This is a genomic window from Vibrio crassostreae 9ZC13 (assembly GCF_000272045.2).
In the GTDB taxonomy this organism is placed as follows: Bacteria; Pseudomonadota; Gammaproteobacteria; order Enterobacterales; family Vibrionaceae; genus Vibrio; species Vibrio crassostreae_C.
In genome coordinates this window covers 552,874-569,325 of record NZ_AJYZ02000019.1, presented here as the reverse complement: position 1 = coordinate 569,325, position 16,452 = coordinate 552,874, and the positions used below count along the sequence as shown (strand labels likewise).

The following is a 16,452-nucleotide window of genomic DNA, read 5'->3' as shown; positions in this document are numbered from 1 at the left end:
AACTCATACCTATATGTAACCTTCTTCTCCCACACTTCTCATTTCATCGTGCAAGGCTAACCAAGAAGTCGATGGCTTTTTCGATATTGACTGGGTGACAAACCGAAATGCTTTTTGAAACGATGCGAAAAGTTATAAGGATCTTTGTAGCCTAAGCGATTAGCAATCATAGAAACTGACCAATCTTGATATTTCAGTAGACTGGTGGCTTTGTCCATGCGTAATTGAATCAATTTACTGCGTGGTGAGAGGTTGAATAGCGTCTTGGTGACTCTATTGAGTTGCTCTTCACTGATAAACACTCTTTCAGCCATCCCTGCCACTGTCCATGGCTGATGCAGACTACTTTCAATTTCGTTATAGAGCGCTTGAACACGTGCAGTGGTGCTGGTCGACTTAGGCTCAAACCCCGTCAATGTTCGGATAATTTCACTCAAGAGTAACTTACGGTAACTGGCTCTACCGCCTATCTCAAAGTAAACCAAGTTCATTAATGACCAGATCTGCTCACACTCTCCAAAAGGCACAATCCCCTGTCCTAAACTTGCTATGTGCTGCCATTGCTTGGTGTCAGGCGTCAGCATCCACGCCATTTTCCAATAATTATATTGAGGATCGAGTTCAAAACGAAATGGGGTTTCAGCAGGAAGCACCACGAGTGTATAAGGTGTAATCGCTTGGACCGATGTTGCGGTTGTTAGAATGCCGCCACCTTCCATAGTGAAAATCAACGTATGAACATTAACGGATTCGCGCTCAACCCAGTAGCCATCATATAGCTTCGCCATGCCGCCCATATAGACACCAAAGCTTTTCATCTCTGGAATATCTTCAACGGTCAAAAAACGTTCTTTGCACTGTTCAGCGAGAAAAACATCATCATGCCAAGTTGATTTTGGTCTCATTGAATCAATGACGGATCCGCACAGGTTTTGTTGTTTTTTAAACATGTTGTTACTTCGCTCAAATCACTATAGTTCTGCCATAAATCGGAGAGCTTATGACAACTAACATCAACCCTAACTCATCTATGAATAACAAGCCAGAGAGCATCTTACCTCGTATCGTTAAACTGGGTTTACCTGTTGCTTTACAAAGTGCGCTTGTCGCTATTCTTGCCCTTGCTGACGTATTAATGGTCAGTGATTATGGTATGGAAGCAGCTGCGGCTGTGGGAATTGCATCAAAATGGCACTTCGTTGCTATTATGATTATGGCAGGGTTGGCCTCAGCAAACGGAACATTAGTCGCTCAATACTGGGGAAAGAACGACCGAAAAAGCGCGCGAACGGTATCATCTATCGCAATGGTGTTTGGCTTAAAAGTTCTGCTGCCTGTTACTGCAATCATCACTCTTGGTTCTCAGTTTTTAATGATGTTGCAGACCAGCGATCAAACCGTGATTGAACTTGGCGCGACTTACCTGTGGTATGGATTCCCTGTCCTTCTGCTGACTCACATTGTGGTCGTGGTAGAAGCAAGCATGCGCTCATCAGGTGACACCGTAACACCACTATTGCTTGGTGCGGTCACGATTGCCCTCAACATCGCACTTAACTTCGTTCTAATCAAAGGTGCCTTTGGTATTCCCGCTATGGGCGTAGCAGGTGCAGCACTAGCGACGACACTCGCTCGCGCAATTCAAGTCGGCTTGATGTATAGCTACATGCGCATGCGTAAACATTGGTTGTTAACCACGCCTAGCTCACCACATCGTCCATCATTGTGGCTATCTTACCGTCGTATTGCTTTGCCACTAACGATGAATGCCGTGTTATGGGCAATGGGTACTATGGCATACCAAATGATCTTCGGTCACATGGGCACAACGGAACTTGCTGTGTTCTCTATGCTCGCGCCTTTTGAGTCGCTGTGTTACTCGATATTCTTTGGTATTTCTGTAGCGTGTTCCGTGTTGCTTGGTCACTCACTCGGTCGTGATGAGTTTGATGACGCTATGAGTATGGGTCTGACGTTCATCAAAGCCGTGGTTGGTTTTGGTGCGGTTGTAGGCTTGCTATTGTTTATGGGTAAAGAGCACGTTCTGTCATGGCTAAACCTGACCAAAGACGCTTTATACCCGCTTGCTTCACCTGCGATGATGATCATGTGCTTTGCGGTCGTGATTCGCATGCTCAACATGGTGATCATTAACGGTATTATTCGTGCTGGTGGTGATAATGCGTTCTGCCTTCGTATGGACTTCATCGCAATGTGGATGGTCGGCATTCCAGTATGTGTTTACGGCGCGTTTGTCGCTGGATGGGATTTCAAATACATCTATGGTTTGATGTTGGTGGAAGAAGTAGTGAAACTGGCAATTTGTTCTCATCGTTACCTAAGCCGACGCTGGATCAACAACCTCACAGTGACCTATGACGAGCCTCAAGCGGCATAGGCTACTTGGCTAGATTCAAGCTGAGATGGAAGTGTATCTACATCAAAAAGGTCTGCGCAATCAGACCTTTTTCGTTTCTTCAGCAACCACTTTTAAACGCCAGTTACTTCTTATTCATTCGGATATGGCGGTTCGACACATTCGACAGTGGCTTCTCAGACACTTTTCGCTTTTCATGTATCAAATGTCTGATCGCTAAAATCGGATGCTTGAGTAACATTCTTGGCCCAGCATAGCGCATGACTAAACGCATCTGCTCTTTCGGATCGGGCTTATAGCAATGAATCGGACACTTATTACAGGTCGGTTTGGCTTCACCATAAGGGCATCTATCCAGTCGTGTTTCGGCGTAACGCAACAGTTGCTCACACTCCTCACATAACGCGTTATTCTGACGAACTTCACCGTGGTGATCTTTGCAATAGATGTGCACCATCGCAATAACGGTTTTGTACTCCGTTGCGAGCTCACCTTGTAGAATATTGTTATGTTGGAACATGTTTTAATTACCTAATGAGAAACCGTACAGGTTGAGATTAACGCTTTCGCTTATCACATCTTCAACTCGCTCGAACACAAAGCCTAACTTAGTCAGTAGTGTGATACTTCGAATGTTATCAGAGGTAGTGATGGCAACTAAATGATCGATATCAGCATTCTGCTTAGCTTGTTCAATTATCGCCTCCGCGGCTTCTTGGGCAAAGCCTTGACCATAAAACTCAGGAGCAAACCCGTAGCCAATATCATGCGACGCTAAGGTGTCTCTTTTTATTAATCCGCAGATACCAATTGGCGTTGAAGTTTCTTTGATTTCAACCATCAACAAACAGACACCCTTCTCTTCATGCATCTTAAGAATGTTGTTTTCAATGTACTCGACAGCCTTTTCAGTGTCGTTGATTTCCTTATCACCAATGTAACGCAGGAAATCTTCTGAGCTGTATAGTCGTTGAATAAACGCCGCATCTTGAGGTGTGATCATTCTTAATCTTAAACGTTCGGTCTCGACTGATGACTGCATAGTGATATTTTCCTTGCTGAATACCATGTAAATATTGAGTTCTAGAGCTAAAATGATTATCCTCCACCGCCTAAACTAAATACAAGGCTATGCAGCAATGAACCGTAAGAAAAAAATCAATCAAATTCTAAAAAAGAAGCAGAAACAGGCGAATTCTAAACTGCATAGTAGCAACAAGCCTCGCTACATCTCTAAAGCTGACCGTGCAAAAATGGAAGCTGAAGAACAAGCGAAAGCAGCTCAAGAGCAAGCTGAAGGTTCAGTAGAAGCAACTGTTGAAGCTGAAGAGACAAAAGCTGCAGAGTAAGTTTATACTCGCAGTCCTCTTGTCTGACACTCTTTTCAGAGCCAACAGACAAGAACAAAAAAGCAGCCTCAAATTGGGCTGCTTTTTTGATCCTACCATTTTTAATCGCGCTGGTTAGCCTTTGAATGGCTGCACTTCCCAACGGGCAAACGGTGCTTTTGCGTTGATTCCCGCTCTGCCCCAACGATCAACAGAATCCACTACCAAGATACGCTCATTCGGTACCAATGATTTAATCAAGTTGCTTGGCTTTTTCGCTGTAACTAACCATAGAGCATCATCTTCCGAAAACATCTCTTTAAGCTTGGCTTTGTCCTGCTCTGTCCATTCCAGTTCAGCTTTGAACATGCGTTCTTCAACAAACAGTTGGCTGCCAGAGGCGAAATCTTCCAAGCTTTCTGAAAGCAACAATACTGAATCTACGTCATTGTCGAGCAATACTGCTTGCTGCTTGTTGATCAGTTCACGAACATCCAACATCACACGTTGTAAGTTGCTATCAATCGTTTCAGCTTGCGCAGGCCACAACAACTTAAAGTCGTCAGCCACAATCGCCGCCATACGTGTTAAGTTGGTCGGGTTTAACCATGCGTATTTAGACACATCACCATTCGACAATGTAAGCGCAGCAACGCCTTGTGCACGCGGTGTAATCGCTTGAGCGGCATCAACCTCAACTAAACGGATATTGCTTTGTCTTGCGTATACAAACGTAGGGTCGGCTTGCCAGATCGATGACAACGTTACCGCAACGGTCGCCTTTTCACCCGATTGAAGCACTTTACTCGCACCCTTGGTACCAAACCAATTCGGCAGACGGTCAATACCGTAGCGCTTAGGTGGTAGATATTCGGTCGTAATGTCCGTGCCTTTGGTTAGCTCTGTCGCCAATGCATAAGTCACAGGTGTACTGGTTAGGATGTCCTCTGCATTCACGTTCAGTGACATCAAAGAACCAGCCATTAATACACTACCAAGTACACTCACTTGAGCCGTTGCTTTTACTGAGCTAGCGATACGATTCATTAAACAAGTCATGATTACGCCTTTCTTACAATTCGGTATAGCGTTGCTGCTAGGAAAAACGTTGCAGAAACAATGATGATTGAAGCGCCCGATGGCACTGGCAGTTTGAGTTCCATAGGCAACACGGTTCCAACCAAACATGCGATGGTTGCGAGTAATGCCGACAAGAGAACAAAGCTCCCCATACGTTTAGTTAACAATCGAGCGGTCGCACCTGGAATCAACAATAACGCACCCACTAGAACTGCACCTACGATCTTCACCGCTGCAATTGTCACTAAGGTGATCATCATGACAAACAAGTAATCGTAAAAGCTGGTGTTGTAACCACGAACCTTAGCTATATCAGGGCTGATACAAGTCAGGAGAATGCGGTTGAATGTCGGTATCAAGAGCAAGATGATGATCGCGCAGCTACCTGCGAGAATCGCTAAGTCTTGGTCTGTTACCGTAAGAATCGAGCCAAACAGTACGTTTTCAAGCATGTGGATATTGATCTTACGAGCAACATACATCAGTAACGCCGCACCCACAGCCAACGCTAGCGCAAGGAAAACACCCACTAAGGTATCGTATGGAACGTTGGTCCTGTTTCTTACAAAGTGAAGAAGCAGAGCGAAGATCATACAGAAGCTAAACAGACCAATAATTGGGTTTTCTGGTGGCTCGCCAAGCAAAACACCAATAGCGATACCGGTTAACGCTGCGTGGCCGACGGCTTCTGAGAAGAAAGCCAGACGCTTGGCAATCACCAAAGTACCCAGACCACCTAACAGAGGACCAAGTAGTAACGCTGCAACCAAAGCATTGACCATGAAGGCATACATGAAACTGTCTGATAACCAGCCCGCTTCCACGCTACTAATGGCTAGTTGTCGTAACCAATCCATTACGCAACCTCCTTCGATTTGGTCATCGCAGAGCCACTGCTGTAGTGCTGGAACAGGCTCTCGATTTTACTTGGGTGTAAGACTTGTTCGTGTGGGCCACTATCAACCAAGAATCGATTCACAACATGTACGTTCGCTTCGAGTCGACGCACTGCCGTGACATCGTGGTGTACCGCAAGGATCGTACGACCTTCACTAACACATTCACGAATTAACGATTCAAGATAACGAACGCCCTGCTCGTCCATACCCGTGGTTGGTTCATCCAACACCAGTAGACTTGGGTTATCTAATAGCGCTTGGGCAAACAGCACGCGTTGCTGCTCACCACCCGATAACTGTCCCATGCGGCGGTCGCTACGAGTAACCATACCAACGCGATCTAATTGTGCGAGTGCAAGATCCAATTGCTTAGATTTACGACGCCAAAACAATGGGATTCGTGTTTGGTTAAGCAGTACGAAGTCCATTACAGTCAAAGGCAAGCTAGACTCGAAGGTCGCTTTTTGAGGTACGTAACCAATACTCTGCTTTTCTGGCCAGTGGATATTGATTTGGCCAGAGAAAGGCGTAAGGCCAAGCACAGAGCGCAGTAATGAAGTTTTACCGCCACCGTTTGGCCCCATGATCACATGACACTCGCCCGCTTTAAGTTCGAGCGAGATATCATCAAGAATTACGTTGTTATCGTATTGCAGACCGAGTTTATTAATTGAGATTGATGGACCTAACATTATGCGTTCCCGCTTTTAGCTTGGTTCGCCGCCGCAAATTTCATGGCTTCGATTAACGTCTCTAGGTTCTTCTTCATCTCAACTTCGACTTTATCGTCTTCATATTCACCGTGCGTCATGTGAGAAAAACGATAAAGCTGAACGCCTGTTTCCGCTTCAATTGTGTCAACAAAACGGTTTGGCATGTTTAACTCGTAAAACAGAACATCAATGCCCGATGCGCGGATCTTTTCGATCGTTTCTTGCAACTGGCTCGCACTTGGTTCAACACCGTGTGCAGGCTCAATCACCGCCGCAACATCCACTCCAAATTCTTGAAGGATGTAGCCATACGCATTGTGCGTGGTCGCCACCTTCATACCTGAAGTATCTAACTCACCTAATGACAACATCGCATCGCGCTTCATAAAGCGAAATTGCTTTGCGTATTTACGTGCATTCTTACGATAAAAAGCCGCGTTGTCAGGGTCGAGCTTAGAGACCTCACTCGCGATGGTGTAAACCTTTTGAATTGTTGTCGAAAGCCCAACAAAGGTATGTGGGTTAACGGCACCTTGACCAACAGACTGACCAAGAGCAGGAAGTAGAGGCACTTCTTTGTTTGCTTCGATCACGACTAAGTCATCACGTTGCGCTGCTGAAATCACTTTAAGCGCAAAGTCATCGTGACCAATACCGTTTACTACGATTGCATCCATTTGGCTCAATCGTTTTAAATCATTGGGTTGTGGTAAGTAGTTATGTGGGTTGAAACCTGCGTCAACCAAAGGAAGAATGTTCACTTTGTCACCTACCACGGCTTTCACGTAGCTGTAGTAAGGTTGAAGTGTGATACCAATCGTCAGCTTGTTGCTGTCGATCTTATATTCTTTTGCCAATGCATTGGGTGCCATGAACACCGCTAATAACGACATGAACAGAGTCATAATTCGCATAGTAATTCTCTTATTATTAGTGAGCATCGCTTTCATGATGCTGTTCAATTTCTGATTCGTTCACGACCATTTTCCAACCCGTAGACTCTAGCGTGTGTTGGTTAAAAGTAGCGGGCTGTTTCGCTACACCGCCCAAGAAGATCCAGATTTCAGGAGAAACGCTGTTCGCATTTAAAATAAAGGAATCCGCAAAACCATGATCGGTAGGCGTAGCTTGTTCACTTGGAGTAGAAAAGTAATAACCACGCTCGTCCAGTACCCAAGCATGAGAACCTTTGCGCTTCCAACTCTGATCTTCTACAAACGGGGCAACCCATTCATCTTTAAGTGATGCAACACTCGGCCATTCACCATCTGAGTCCATGCGCAGGTCACGGATTTCTTCATGCGCTAAACGCAGCTCTGATAGCATCGCCAAGTTTTCTTGTTCAACATCAGTCACTAGAATTTGATGATCAAGCACTGCTTTAACGTGGGATTCAGCCTGATGAAATGGGATTGCGACAGTTGCAAAGCAAAGGATGAACACAATGATCAGTCCTACCCATTTGCCCTCTCTGCCGCCCGTATCAGCACGTACGCTTTGAATCATCATTTTTCACTGATCTCTACAACATCAACTTCAACTGGAAACTCATGACCTGAATCGAACACAAGGTAGAACTCAGTGTCAGGATGTGGGAATTCAACGATAGAACGTTTATCTGTCATCTCTTTTGCAATCAAGTTGTCTTCGTAATCGTACATCTCAACTGCGTAATCAATCGCTTTGCTGCCATCCGAATAACCCGCTTCACAAGCAACAGTCTTACCTTCAAACCAGCAGCTCATCAGTGGAAAGTGTGCTTGCGCAGGTAATACAGCGAAACCAAGTCCCAATGCTAAGCAAGGAGTCATTAAAGCGTTAAGTTTTGTTTTTATTGTCATGGTTCGTACCCTAGCCACAGTGCAAATTCTCAGAAGTAAACTGAGCGATAAAGGGCTCAAATGAGCCCTTAAGTTTTTTTGATTCTTAATCAGGGATCTAGCCCCGATATCACAGACTATTGAAGCAGCGCTTCGAACGTTAGGTGAACGTTCGTGCTTGCTTTGTCTGCCAGTGGGTTGTCAATCAACTCACCTTTGTAGTTCGCTTTCATTACGTAACGACCTGCTACGTCTGGAGTAAACGTGATTTCACCGTTCTCATCACTCACCACATCAATCTGCTCTTGGTGGTTGCGGTAAAGCGTACCTTCACGAGTAATCTCCGCTTTCACGTCTTTCTGGATTTCACCGTTGTAGAAGAACTGGAATGTCACAGGTTCGCCTTCAACGATATCTGAAGGGTGTGTCACAGGCTTCATTTCTAGAAGCTTGCCTTCAATTTTGAACACTGAATCCGTTGGCTTACCTACCGTGATGTAGCTTTCTGCACGAGTGAAGCTGATCTGCGTTACCACGTCACGTGACTTTTCAGGTAGAACTGAGTCACGCTCAGCTTTGTTTGCTTTAATCCACTTCACCGTGTCACGGCGACCCGCTTTGTATTGCGTGTAGTAAGACGGCTGGTTGTTGATCGCCACTTTGTGTGTACCTTCTTCTTCAAAATAGAAGTCGAAGATTGAACGACGCTTGCCACGAATAACGAAGTTAGGACGCTCGCTGCGGCCATCGGGCATGATGACATGAGCATTTTCGCTGCCAGCAGGCTTATCAAAAACAAACGTACCGTGAGACGCAGTAACATCGAACGTTAGCCAATCACCACCTTCTTTAGATACAGTAAAGTGAGATGGCAAAATCCAACGTGGGTGAGCTTGTGCCGTTGTCGTTGCTGCTAGGCCGAATGCCATCACACCCGCTAGAGCAAGTGCTTTGATTTTTGTCTGTTTCATCATGTTCAATTCCATTATTCATAATTGTTAGCCGTGTCGCTCTATCTGAGCCTACGATGACCACTGTCTATTCTGTTCAGCTTGGTTTTAGTTCGTACTTACTAGTTACTGTTCGTACTTACTAGTTACTGTTCGCACTTACTATTTAGCGATGTAGTTCAGGGTGATTTCACCCGTCTCTTCCGTTGCTTTTAATTCGTAAGATATGTTTGAATCTGCGAGTGATACTTTTTGGCGAAGGTAATTACGGCCACCGTGTTCACGAACCACTTCGATATGAACCGTGTACTCGCCTTGTTCTAACGTTTCACCGCTGTCGCTCTTACCATCCCACACGAAACGGTACTGGCCAGCAGGACGTGTTGCAGACGTCACAGCATCAACCAGTTCACGATCGTAACGGCCAACCTTTCTCCACCAGCTGCGCAGATCCTTAAGCCATTCGTCTTTACCGACCCAAAGCTCGATGGTTTTCACTGACTTTCGTTCGCTATTCTCTACCCACACCGCCACATAAGGACGTGCATACATAGAGGTATCAATCTTTGGAAGCTCAAAGCTGACATCCAGTTTTGCCGTATCAGGAATCGCTTGTGCCATACCTAGGCTTGGCAAAAGAGATAAAGCAAGAAGCGCCTTGCTCCAGTTCATTTTTTTCATTTTTAACAACCTTTTAAATCCGTTTAACCTTAAGTTCGCTCTTCAATCCGATTCATCAATCGAATCAAGCGTTAAGGCACGGCGACAAAATAGATAACCAATGAGATTGCAGACCCAAACACCGTCCATTTGATGGAAGTATTAAGCGTCTTTTTCTTAGGTAACAGTAAGCACACGCCAGTAAGCACAAAGAAGATCATCAATAGCGCAGTGATATCGATAAACCATTTCCATACTTCACCGCTGTTACGACCTTTATGCAGATCGTTCAACAATGCGATAACGCCGTAATTAGTGGTTTCGACTTCTACAAACTCAGACGTAACGTCAACAAAAACGGAAGCGTTGTAGCCGGGTCCTTTGAAGTCCATAGATACCTCACCGATGAGCAACTCACCATCTTCAATCTCTGCATAGATGTCCAAACCAGAAGGAACGCCGGAGAGGTTGGCTTCTTCGAACAGAAACGTTTCAAAGGCTGTCTCGTCAGCTTTTAAACGTCCGTCTTGAACCGTAAATAAACTTGTAGGAAGCGTTAGCGTAGAGCGTTGGATATTGGGTTGGCTTGATTCAAATAACTCAGGTCGGTTCAGGGTGATACCGGTTACTGAGAAAAAAAGAACCACGAACAGAAGCGCCATAGAAATATAAACATGAAGTCGACGAGCCCATGACTGAACCGCCCTACTTTTTAACGACATACAAACCAATACCTATAAATTTTATGGCGACAATTTAGTTGATAATCATTCGTATTGGCATTCAATTTACATTGTTTACGTTTGCCGAGCGGCGTAAGGAAATTTACATAACATTACATGGGAAGTAATCGAACTGTATGCATATTCTTGCTAACTTGTACTAAAGGGAATGGATAGCTTGTATTTGAGGTCATCGATAGTAAGGTCAAACCTCAAAAAAATCTCAATATCAACATGCTTGATTGAGGTTGGTTTAAGGTAGCAGTTGTGGCTTTAAGGAATGAAAGTTGGAGCTATTTAAGCTTCATGACTATTAACCTTCAGAGCTATTTGATCTTTGGAACATTTTGAAGATCATACACAAACGGCGGACTCTTCGGTTGATGCAGTTTGTTAAATACAGACGAATAACCGATTTAACGATAGCTAATTAGGCTTAAAGGGATTTTGAAATGCGTATTATTGTTTTGGCTTTTACAGCGCTCGTAACAGCGTGCAGTAGCCAAATGAGCAGTACAGAAGAGCACGTCCAAGAATACATCGGTTCAGACATAACCGATGCACAAGAGCAGTATCTAACCGAACGCTCACGTCCTATCAGCTTTTGGGCATCTCGAAACTATGCTTGGGTTGAGACGAAGAAACCACTAGATAATGGTTACACTTTACATGCCTTTAAGAACCCTTATCGAGACTGCACCATTAACTGGGTCGCTAACACCAGTGGCGCAATTCAAAGTGCGACGCTTAGTGGCACGATGTGCGAGCCTTAATCAATCCAGGCCAATCGAACAATAACGCTAGATGAGCTAAAGTCTCAAGGTGAGTTTAAGTCGCTAGAATTAAAAAGGGTGTCATTTGAACGATCAAATGACACCCTTTTGCTTTTGTTGGTTCTTATGTGCTGTTCTTGTCTTCTGTTTGCGATGAGCTGTTAGACGTTTCCGTTATCACTTACCGTTCTTAGCTGAGTCAGATATTTAATCCAACCTTTTGCCTCAGAAGAAGGCTCAATGTTGTTCGCACGTTTCGCTTGAGCAAGAGCATTATCAAGATTCTTTAGCTTGTACCATGAACGTACTTTCGCTAAAGCAACATCAGCTTGCTTGTTCTTGTCTTTCACTTTATCCAAAACAACCAGAGCACGATCGTAGTAACCTTGCTGAACCAGTAATTGAGCCACATTCCAATGATATTGCGTGTCCTTTTTAGACGCTAACGTCCATACTTCAATAGCACTGTCCCACTCTTTCGCTAACTGCCAGTAGGTTGCTTGCTCAGCCAGGAGTTGAACATCGCTGTTCGCATCATCTAACTTAGCGATCTCTTGTGCTGCACGCTCTGGAATACCACGTTTAGCATAAAGCTGAGCCAGTAATCGGCGGTCTGAGTTTTTCAGCTCTACCCCTTGAAGATCAGCCAACGCTAGTGTGTTCAATGCATCGCGGTTACGCTCTAGTCTTAACTGAATACCCACAAGTTGACGCCACCAGTTGTCTTTTTCTGGCTGAAGTTCAATCAGGCTTTCCAGTGTTGGAATAGATTGCTTCCATTGCTTTAACTGTAGTTGTGCACCCAATTTTAGCGAAAGAGGCGACAGTTCTGATTTCGCATTGAACTTGTCGCGATTACCAATAGCAACCAGTACTTTTGACCAGTTTTCGATTTGGTATTCCGCTTGTGCAATTCGCATCCAAAGCACGTCTTTCTTTTCTGCCTCTGGCGCTGTTTTTACTAACTCGTAGTAATGTGGAAGCGCGTTTTTGAACTGTTGATCGTTTAATAACAGATCCGCAAGCATACGCTTCGTTATCCAAGCTTGTTCATCCACCAGCAAATTGGTATCGACGGCGTATGTAAGCTGCTTAATCGCCTTATCGGTTTTGCCATCTTGCCAGTAAAAAACACCTAGCATACGAGCTACGTACGCTTTGTCGTAGCCCTTAGAAAGCTCTAAACCTGCTAGTACGTCAATGGCCTGTTTAACCTGTTCATCTTGAGCAAGCTTATGCGCCTTTTGAACACGAATAGCAGTATATTGGGTTAGCTCTTGTGCCTGTGTTGTAAGGGACATTAACAACAAGCCCACTAATATCCATATATGTTTCATCATTTTGCCAACTTAAACTCTAGTTTCACGGTTTGACCAACCTGAGCTATCGCTTTTCCATCGACGACTTTCGGTTGATATTTCCATTTTTTAAGTGCTCTCATCGCTTCACGTTCAAACATACGACGTGGGTTTGCGTCAGTGACTTGAATGTCAATTGGACGTCCCGTTTCATCGATAGTAAAAGACATAATCACATGGCCTTCAGCTCCACGCTTAAGCGCTTTCGCTGGATAACGAGGCTCTACTCGATACAAAGGCATTGCTTGTTGGTTTGACCCAAAATCAGAGAATGTCGGTGCGTTAATCGCTAAGCCATCAATGGATGTGTTCAAATCCAATGAAGGCAAAGAAGACATCGAATTCAGAGGCGTAACTTCAGCTTGTGACTGAGACGTTTGCGCTTCCGGTGGCGGCTCTGGCATTTCTGGTTTTTCAGGGACTGCGCGTTGTCTTCTTTGAACTTCTTGTTCTTGTTCCACCATTACCATGTTGAAACTTAACGTCTCGCTATCGTCTGGTGAACGTTGGTGGCCATTATCGACCATCCAAGCCATGAAAGAAAACAGCGCTAAGCCCAACGCGCCCGCTAGCGGTAAAGCAAGAAATAGGCGAATCATTTATGAAGATCCTCCAAGATCATCGCTTATCAGCAGCAAGCGCAATGTTTTTAACACCTGCACCTTTCGCGGCATCCATCACTTTAACAACAGTACCGTTGTAAGCGTGTTCATCCGCTTGAATAACCAAAGAAGCATCAGGTTGTTCTAGCAACAAGTGCTCTAACGTCGCTTGGACACGTTCAACATCTACGACACGCTTGTCGATGAAAATGTCGTTTGCAGAAGTAATCGCAACAAAGATGCCTGCATCCTTTTGGCTTACTACGTTAGAAGCTTGTGGGCGATTGACTTCCACCCCTGACTCACGAACAAATGAACTGGTCACAATAAAGAAAATAAGCATGATAAAGACAATATCAAGCATCGAAGTAAGGTCTATTTGAGCCTCTTCGTTTTTAGAATGACGTCGACCGAGTCTCATCGTTGACTCCTTAAAGATTTTTCTAATTTCAATTCTAAGCGGTTACATACTTTCGCTAAGCGAGCGTGAACGAACATGCCCGCTAACGCTGCAACCATGCCTGCCATGGTTGGCAGTGTTGCTAACGAGATACCTGAAGCCATCAATTTAGGGTCACTGCTGCCTTGTGTCGCCATAACATCAAAAACAGAGATCATACCGGTTACAGTGCCTAGCAAGCCCAACATCGGGCAAATAGCGACTAACAGCTTAATAAAATTCAAGTTTTGGTTAAGCAAGATACTCGCTTGCCCTAACCAACCTTCACGAATGGCTTTGGCATGCCAAGAAGAGTGATCTTCTCTTTCATGCCATTTCGCTATCCAAGCTTGGCGTTGCTTAGGAAAGTAGAACGCAAGATAAAGCACACGTTCTACCACAAGCACCCAATACACTAGGACGACAGCCGCTAGCCACCACAGGACGAAACCGCCCTGCTCCATAAAGCTTGATAAAGACAGCAGCCAGTCACTCGTTAACCAACTCGCTGGTAATAGAGAACCCGACAAAATATCCATTACGCAGCAGCCCCAACTGGTGAAACAACAGCGTTTGATTCAACGGTCTTTTCAGCCTGCTCAGCAACAAGACCAATACCTTGCTTCTCAAGAATATTGCGAATGTTTTCTGCTTGAGTGCTAAGAATGTTGTGTGCCAGTAGAAGAGGCATTGCCGCAACCAGACCAAGTACCGTAGTTACAAGCGCCATCGAGATACCACCCGCCATAACTTTAGGGTCGCCATTACCAAACTGAGTGATCACTTGGAATGTTTCGATCATGCCGGTTACTGTACCTAAAAGGCCCAACATTGGTGCTAGTGCCGCCAATAGCTTAAGCATCGATAGACCTTTCTCTAGGTGAGTCTGCTCATCAACTACCGCTTCTAAAAGTCGCAACTCTAACGCTTCAACCGTTTGGTTTTGTTCCTTGTTGTACATCGCAAGAACACGACCTAGTGGGTTATCACCCGCTTGCTCAGGGTTCTTAAGTTGCGCGCGAATTTTCTGGCGTGCGATAGCAAGAGAGACACCACGAACTAATGCGATGATTAGACCAATAGCTAGTAGGCCAAGAATCACTTTACCAACCACACCACCCGCTTGTAGACGGTCAGTTAAACTTGGCGTAAGTGCTAATTGCTCTAGCATAAACCCGCGAGAAGGATCGACAACCACGTTAGATACTTCACCATTCGCTAACGAAGAAAGTGACGCTAACGTTGGACCATTTTGTGGTTGCTTAAGGTAAGCGATCGCATCTTCACGCTGAGTGTTCCAGCTAACATAGCCTTGCTCTGTCACAAGACCAATCGAACCTAGTCGGTAAGCGTCAACCTTGTTTGTATTGCCTTCACCATTAATGAATGCAATTTGAGATTTGCTAAGCTCAGAACTCGCTTGGATCTGTTCAACCATGCTCATCCACAAACCGGTCAGCTGTGGCATTGAAGGCAGTGATTTAGCATCAATGATTTGATCAACAGTTGCAGTGTGTTCAGCACGATCAACACTATTCACGGTTGAGCTAAGCTCTGCGCCTAGTTCTTTTGCGTTTTGACGAACGACACCGAACAGCTCGCCTAAGCTACCGGTTTCTAAACGCAGCTTCTCTTCTAAGCGAGCAAGCTTGTTTTCGTTATCACTGAACGTTTGAGTCAGAACATCTGTCGCACCTTGGATAGACGTACGCTTCGCTTCAAGCTGAGCTTTGATCGCTTTCAGTTCTTGTTCTGTCTTTTTGAAATCAGCTTCACGCACTACGTTGTGAGAAGCTTGAGTGCGATTTTCTGACTTAGCTTTGTTCACTAACTGAGCCGTTGAATCAGAAGCAGAGAAAGCAGAAAAGGAGATAGACGTGATACAAAGCAATGCTGCTAATGGTTTTAAGTTCATTACTTAACCTCCGCAACAGTTAAAGAAACAGGTAAAGTAATCAAGCTTGGGGCAGCTTGTTGGCCAGCAATATCGTACGCTTTATCTAGCTCTGACTTCATAGAAGAATCAAGTTCTTGCCATTGAGCTTCTGTTTGATTCCAAGCCCAGTATTGGCTGCCATTTAGATTACGAGCAACCAAAGAGATACGACCTAGGTGCAGAACATCTGCCTCGATTGTTTTATCACTCGCCAATGCGACACGACCTTGGTAAACACCCAACTTAATGCCGTAGTCCATCTCGATTTGGTATGCCTCTAGGATACGACGGTATTTCTCAGCATCACTTACGTCTGCACGAGTCATCATTGATTGAAGCTTTTCAACTCTCTCTAGACGCTGCTCTTTCTTAATCGGTACGTCTTTTTCTACCAGCTGTTGCAAGCCATCGATCATTTGATACATCAAAGGCACGACACCTTGGCGTGTGTATTTGATTTCTTCGATCTGCTCTTCAATGCTTTGAGCTTCTTTGTTTTGGCTCTCAACTAATGCAGCAAGGTGATCGTGATAGATTTCTAGGTTTTTAACTTCTTCTTGCAGACGCTCAATCTCAGCTTGCAGCATTAAAGTCGCTTGTGAGCTTTTATCAATAACCTTTTGGCTCGAAGCCGACGCGTTATTGGTCTTGTTTTGAATTGATTGAGCTTGATCCAAGCTGTTTGCCATAGAAGACGTTGCAACCAAACTGATGGCAAGCGCTAGGCTAGTTTTTAAAAGATTCATAATTGTAGTCATTTACTATAGAAGAAGGTCAAATACATTTTATTGATAA

21 protein-coding genes are annotated in these 16,452 nt (G+C 44.7%); 3 read left to right on the top strand and 18 right to left on the bottom strand.

Features of this window, described 5'->3' with window-relative positions:
• Positions 1–56: 56 nt before the first annotated feature.
• Positions 57–950: an AraC family transcriptional regulator gene (locus A136_RS03905; protein WP_017064562.1), complete on the bottom strand. Its 894-nt coding sequence runs from the start codon at positions 948–950 to the stop codon at positions 57–59.
• Between the two features lie 50 nt (positions 951–1,000).
• Between A136_RS03905 and A136_RS03900 the strand changes: the two genes are divergently transcribed.
• Positions 1,001–2,398: an MATE family efflux transporter gene (locus A136_RS03900; RefSeq protein WP_017064561.1), complete on the top strand. Its 1,398-nt coding sequence runs from the start codon at positions 1,001–1,003 to the stop codon at positions 2,396–2,398.
• A gap of 103 nt (positions 2,399–2,501) precedes the next feature.
• Here the strand turns inward: A136_RS03900 and A136_RS03895 are convergent, their stop codons facing one another.
• Together A136_RS03895 and A136_RS03890 are read right to left on the bottom strand one after the other, a co-directional pair.
• Entirely contained in the window at positions 2,502–2,897 is a 396-nt protein-coding gene (locus tag A136_RS03895) for a nitrous oxide-stimulated promoter family protein (RefSeq protein WP_017064560.1), read from the bottom strand.
• 3 nt (positions 2,898–2,900) lie between these two features.
• Positions 2,901–3,419, bottom strand: a complete 519-nt coding sequence (locus A136_RS03890) for a GNAT family N-acetyltransferase (RefSeq protein ID WP_017064559.1) — start codon at positions 3,417–3,419, stop codon at positions 2,901–2,903.
• Positions 3,420–3,516: 97 nt separating this feature from the next.
• On the opposite strand from A136_RS03890, the gene A136_RS03885 reads away from it, so the two are divergent.
• Positions 3,517–3,726 carry a DUF2986 domain-containing protein gene (locus tag A136_RS03885; protein WP_017060973.1) on the top strand — a complete coding sequence of 70 codons (210 nt, stop codon included), beginning with the start codon at positions 3,517–3,519 and terminating at the stop codon, positions 3,724–3,726.
• 114 nt (positions 3,727–3,840) lie between these two features.
• Here the strand turns inward: A136_RS03885 and A136_RS03880 are convergent, their stop codons facing one another.
• The 9 genes from A136_RS03880 to A136_RS03840 all read right to left on the bottom strand — a co-directional run bounded on the left by A136_RS03880 (position 3,841) and on the right by A136_RS03840 (position 10,549).
• A complete protein-coding gene (locus A136_RS03880; RefSeq protein WP_017064558.1) occupies positions 3,841–4,764 on the bottom strand; it encodes an ABC transporter substrate-binding protein in 924 nt (307 codons plus the stop codon).
• Positions 4,765–4,766: 2 nt separating this feature from the next.
• A complete protein-coding gene (locus A136_RS03875; protein WP_017064557.1) occupies positions 4,767–5,642 on the bottom strand; it encodes a metal ABC transporter permease in 876 nt (291 codons plus the stop codon).
• Positions 5,642–6,376 (bottom strand): metal ABC transporter ATP-binding protein, encoded by a 735-nt coding sequence (locus tag A136_RS03870; protein WP_017064556.1) that lies wholly within the window; start codon positions 6,374–6,376, stop codon positions 5,642–5,644. The genes A136_RS03875 and A136_RS03870 overlap by 1 nt, the downstream gene beginning before the upstream one ends.
• Positions 6,376–7,311 carry a metal ABC transporter solute-binding protein, Zn/Mn family gene (locus A136_RS03865; protein WP_017062541.1) on the bottom strand — a complete coding sequence of 312 codons (936 nt, stop codon included), beginning with the start codon at positions 7,309–7,311 and terminating at the stop codon, positions 6,376–6,378. The genes A136_RS03870 and A136_RS03865 overlap by 1 nt, the downstream gene beginning before the upstream one ends.
• A gap of 16 nt (positions 7,312–7,327) precedes the next feature.
• Positions 7,328–7,906, bottom strand: a complete 579-nt coding sequence (locus A136_RS03860) for a DUF6162 family protein (RefSeq protein ID WP_029235228.1) — start codon at positions 7,904–7,906, stop codon at positions 7,328–7,330.
• Entirely contained in the window at positions 7,903–8,238 is a 336-nt protein-coding gene (locus A136_RS03855) for a hypothetical protein (protein WP_017064554.1), read from the bottom strand. The genes A136_RS03860 and A136_RS03855 overlap by 4 nt, the downstream gene beginning before the upstream one ends.
• Positions 8,239–8,354: 116 nt before the next feature.
• Positions 8,355–9,191: a DUF4198 domain-containing protein gene (locus tag A136_RS03850; RefSeq protein WP_017064553.1), complete on the bottom strand. Its 837-nt coding sequence runs from the start codon at positions 9,189–9,191 to the stop codon at positions 8,355–8,357.
• A 138-nt stretch (positions 9,192–9,329) separates the two neighbouring features.
• Positions 9,330–9,848, bottom strand: coding sequence for a DUF2271 domain-containing protein (locus tag A136_RS03845; protein WP_017062545.1), 519 nt, complete (start codon positions 9,846–9,848; stop codon positions 9,330–9,332).
• Between the two features lie 71 nt (positions 9,849–9,919).
• A complete protein-coding gene (locus tag A136_RS03840) occupies positions 9,920–10,549 on the bottom strand; it encodes a PepSY-associated TM helix domain-containing protein (protein WP_017062546.1) in 630 nt (209 codons plus the stop codon).
• Positions 10,550–11,001: 452 nt separating this feature from the next.
• Between A136_RS03840 and A136_RS03835 the strand changes: the two genes are divergently transcribed.
• Positions 11,002–11,322, top strand: coding sequence for a hypothetical protein (locus tag A136_RS03835; protein WP_017064552.1), 321 nt, complete (start codon positions 11,002–11,004; stop codon positions 11,320–11,322).
• Positions 11,323–11,483: 161 nt separating this feature from the next.
• On the opposite strand, the gene A136_RS03830 is transcribed toward A136_RS03835, so the two are convergent.
• Genes A136_RS03830 through A136_RS03805 form a run of 6 tightly spaced genes read right to left on the bottom strand, consistent with a single transcriptional unit; the run spans position 11,484 to position 16,403 of the window.
• On the bottom strand, positions 11,484–12,662 hold the full coding sequence (locus A136_RS03830) for a tetratricopeptide repeat protein (protein WP_032546848.1): 1,179 nt from the start codon (positions 12,660–12,662) through the stop codon (positions 11,484–11,486).
• Positions 12,659–13,279 (bottom strand): energy transducer TonB, encoded by a 621-nt coding sequence (locus A136_RS03825; protein WP_008219721.1) that lies wholly within the window; start codon positions 13,277–13,279, stop codon positions 12,659–12,661. Before A136_RS03825 ends, A136_RS03830 begins: the two co-directional genes overlap by 4 nt.
• Positions 13,280–13,298: 19 nt before the next feature.
• Complete coding sequence (locus A136_RS03820; protein WP_004739212.1) at positions 13,299–13,703, bottom strand: ExbD/TolR family protein; 405 nt, start codon at positions 13,701–13,703, stop codon at positions 13,299–13,301.
• On the bottom strand, positions 13,700–14,260 hold the full coding sequence (locus A136_RS03815; protein ID WP_010429842.1) for a MotA/TolQ/ExbB proton channel family protein: 561 nt from the start codon (positions 14,258–14,260) through the stop codon (positions 13,700–13,702). Before A136_RS03815 ends, A136_RS03820 begins: the two co-directional genes overlap by 4 nt.
• On the bottom strand, positions 14,260–15,636 hold the full coding sequence (locus A136_RS03810) for a MotA/TolQ/ExbB proton channel family protein (RefSeq protein ID WP_017064550.1): 1,377 nt from the start codon (positions 15,634–15,636) through the stop codon (positions 14,260–14,262). Before A136_RS03810 ends, A136_RS03815 begins: the two co-directional genes overlap by 1 nt.
• A complete protein-coding gene (locus tag A136_RS03805; RefSeq protein WP_017064549.1) occupies positions 15,636–16,403 on the bottom strand; it encodes a DUF3450 domain-containing protein in 768 nt (255 codons plus the stop codon). Before A136_RS03805 ends, A136_RS03810 begins: the two co-directional genes overlap by 1 nt.
• Positions 16,404–16,452: the final 49 nt, after the last annotated feature.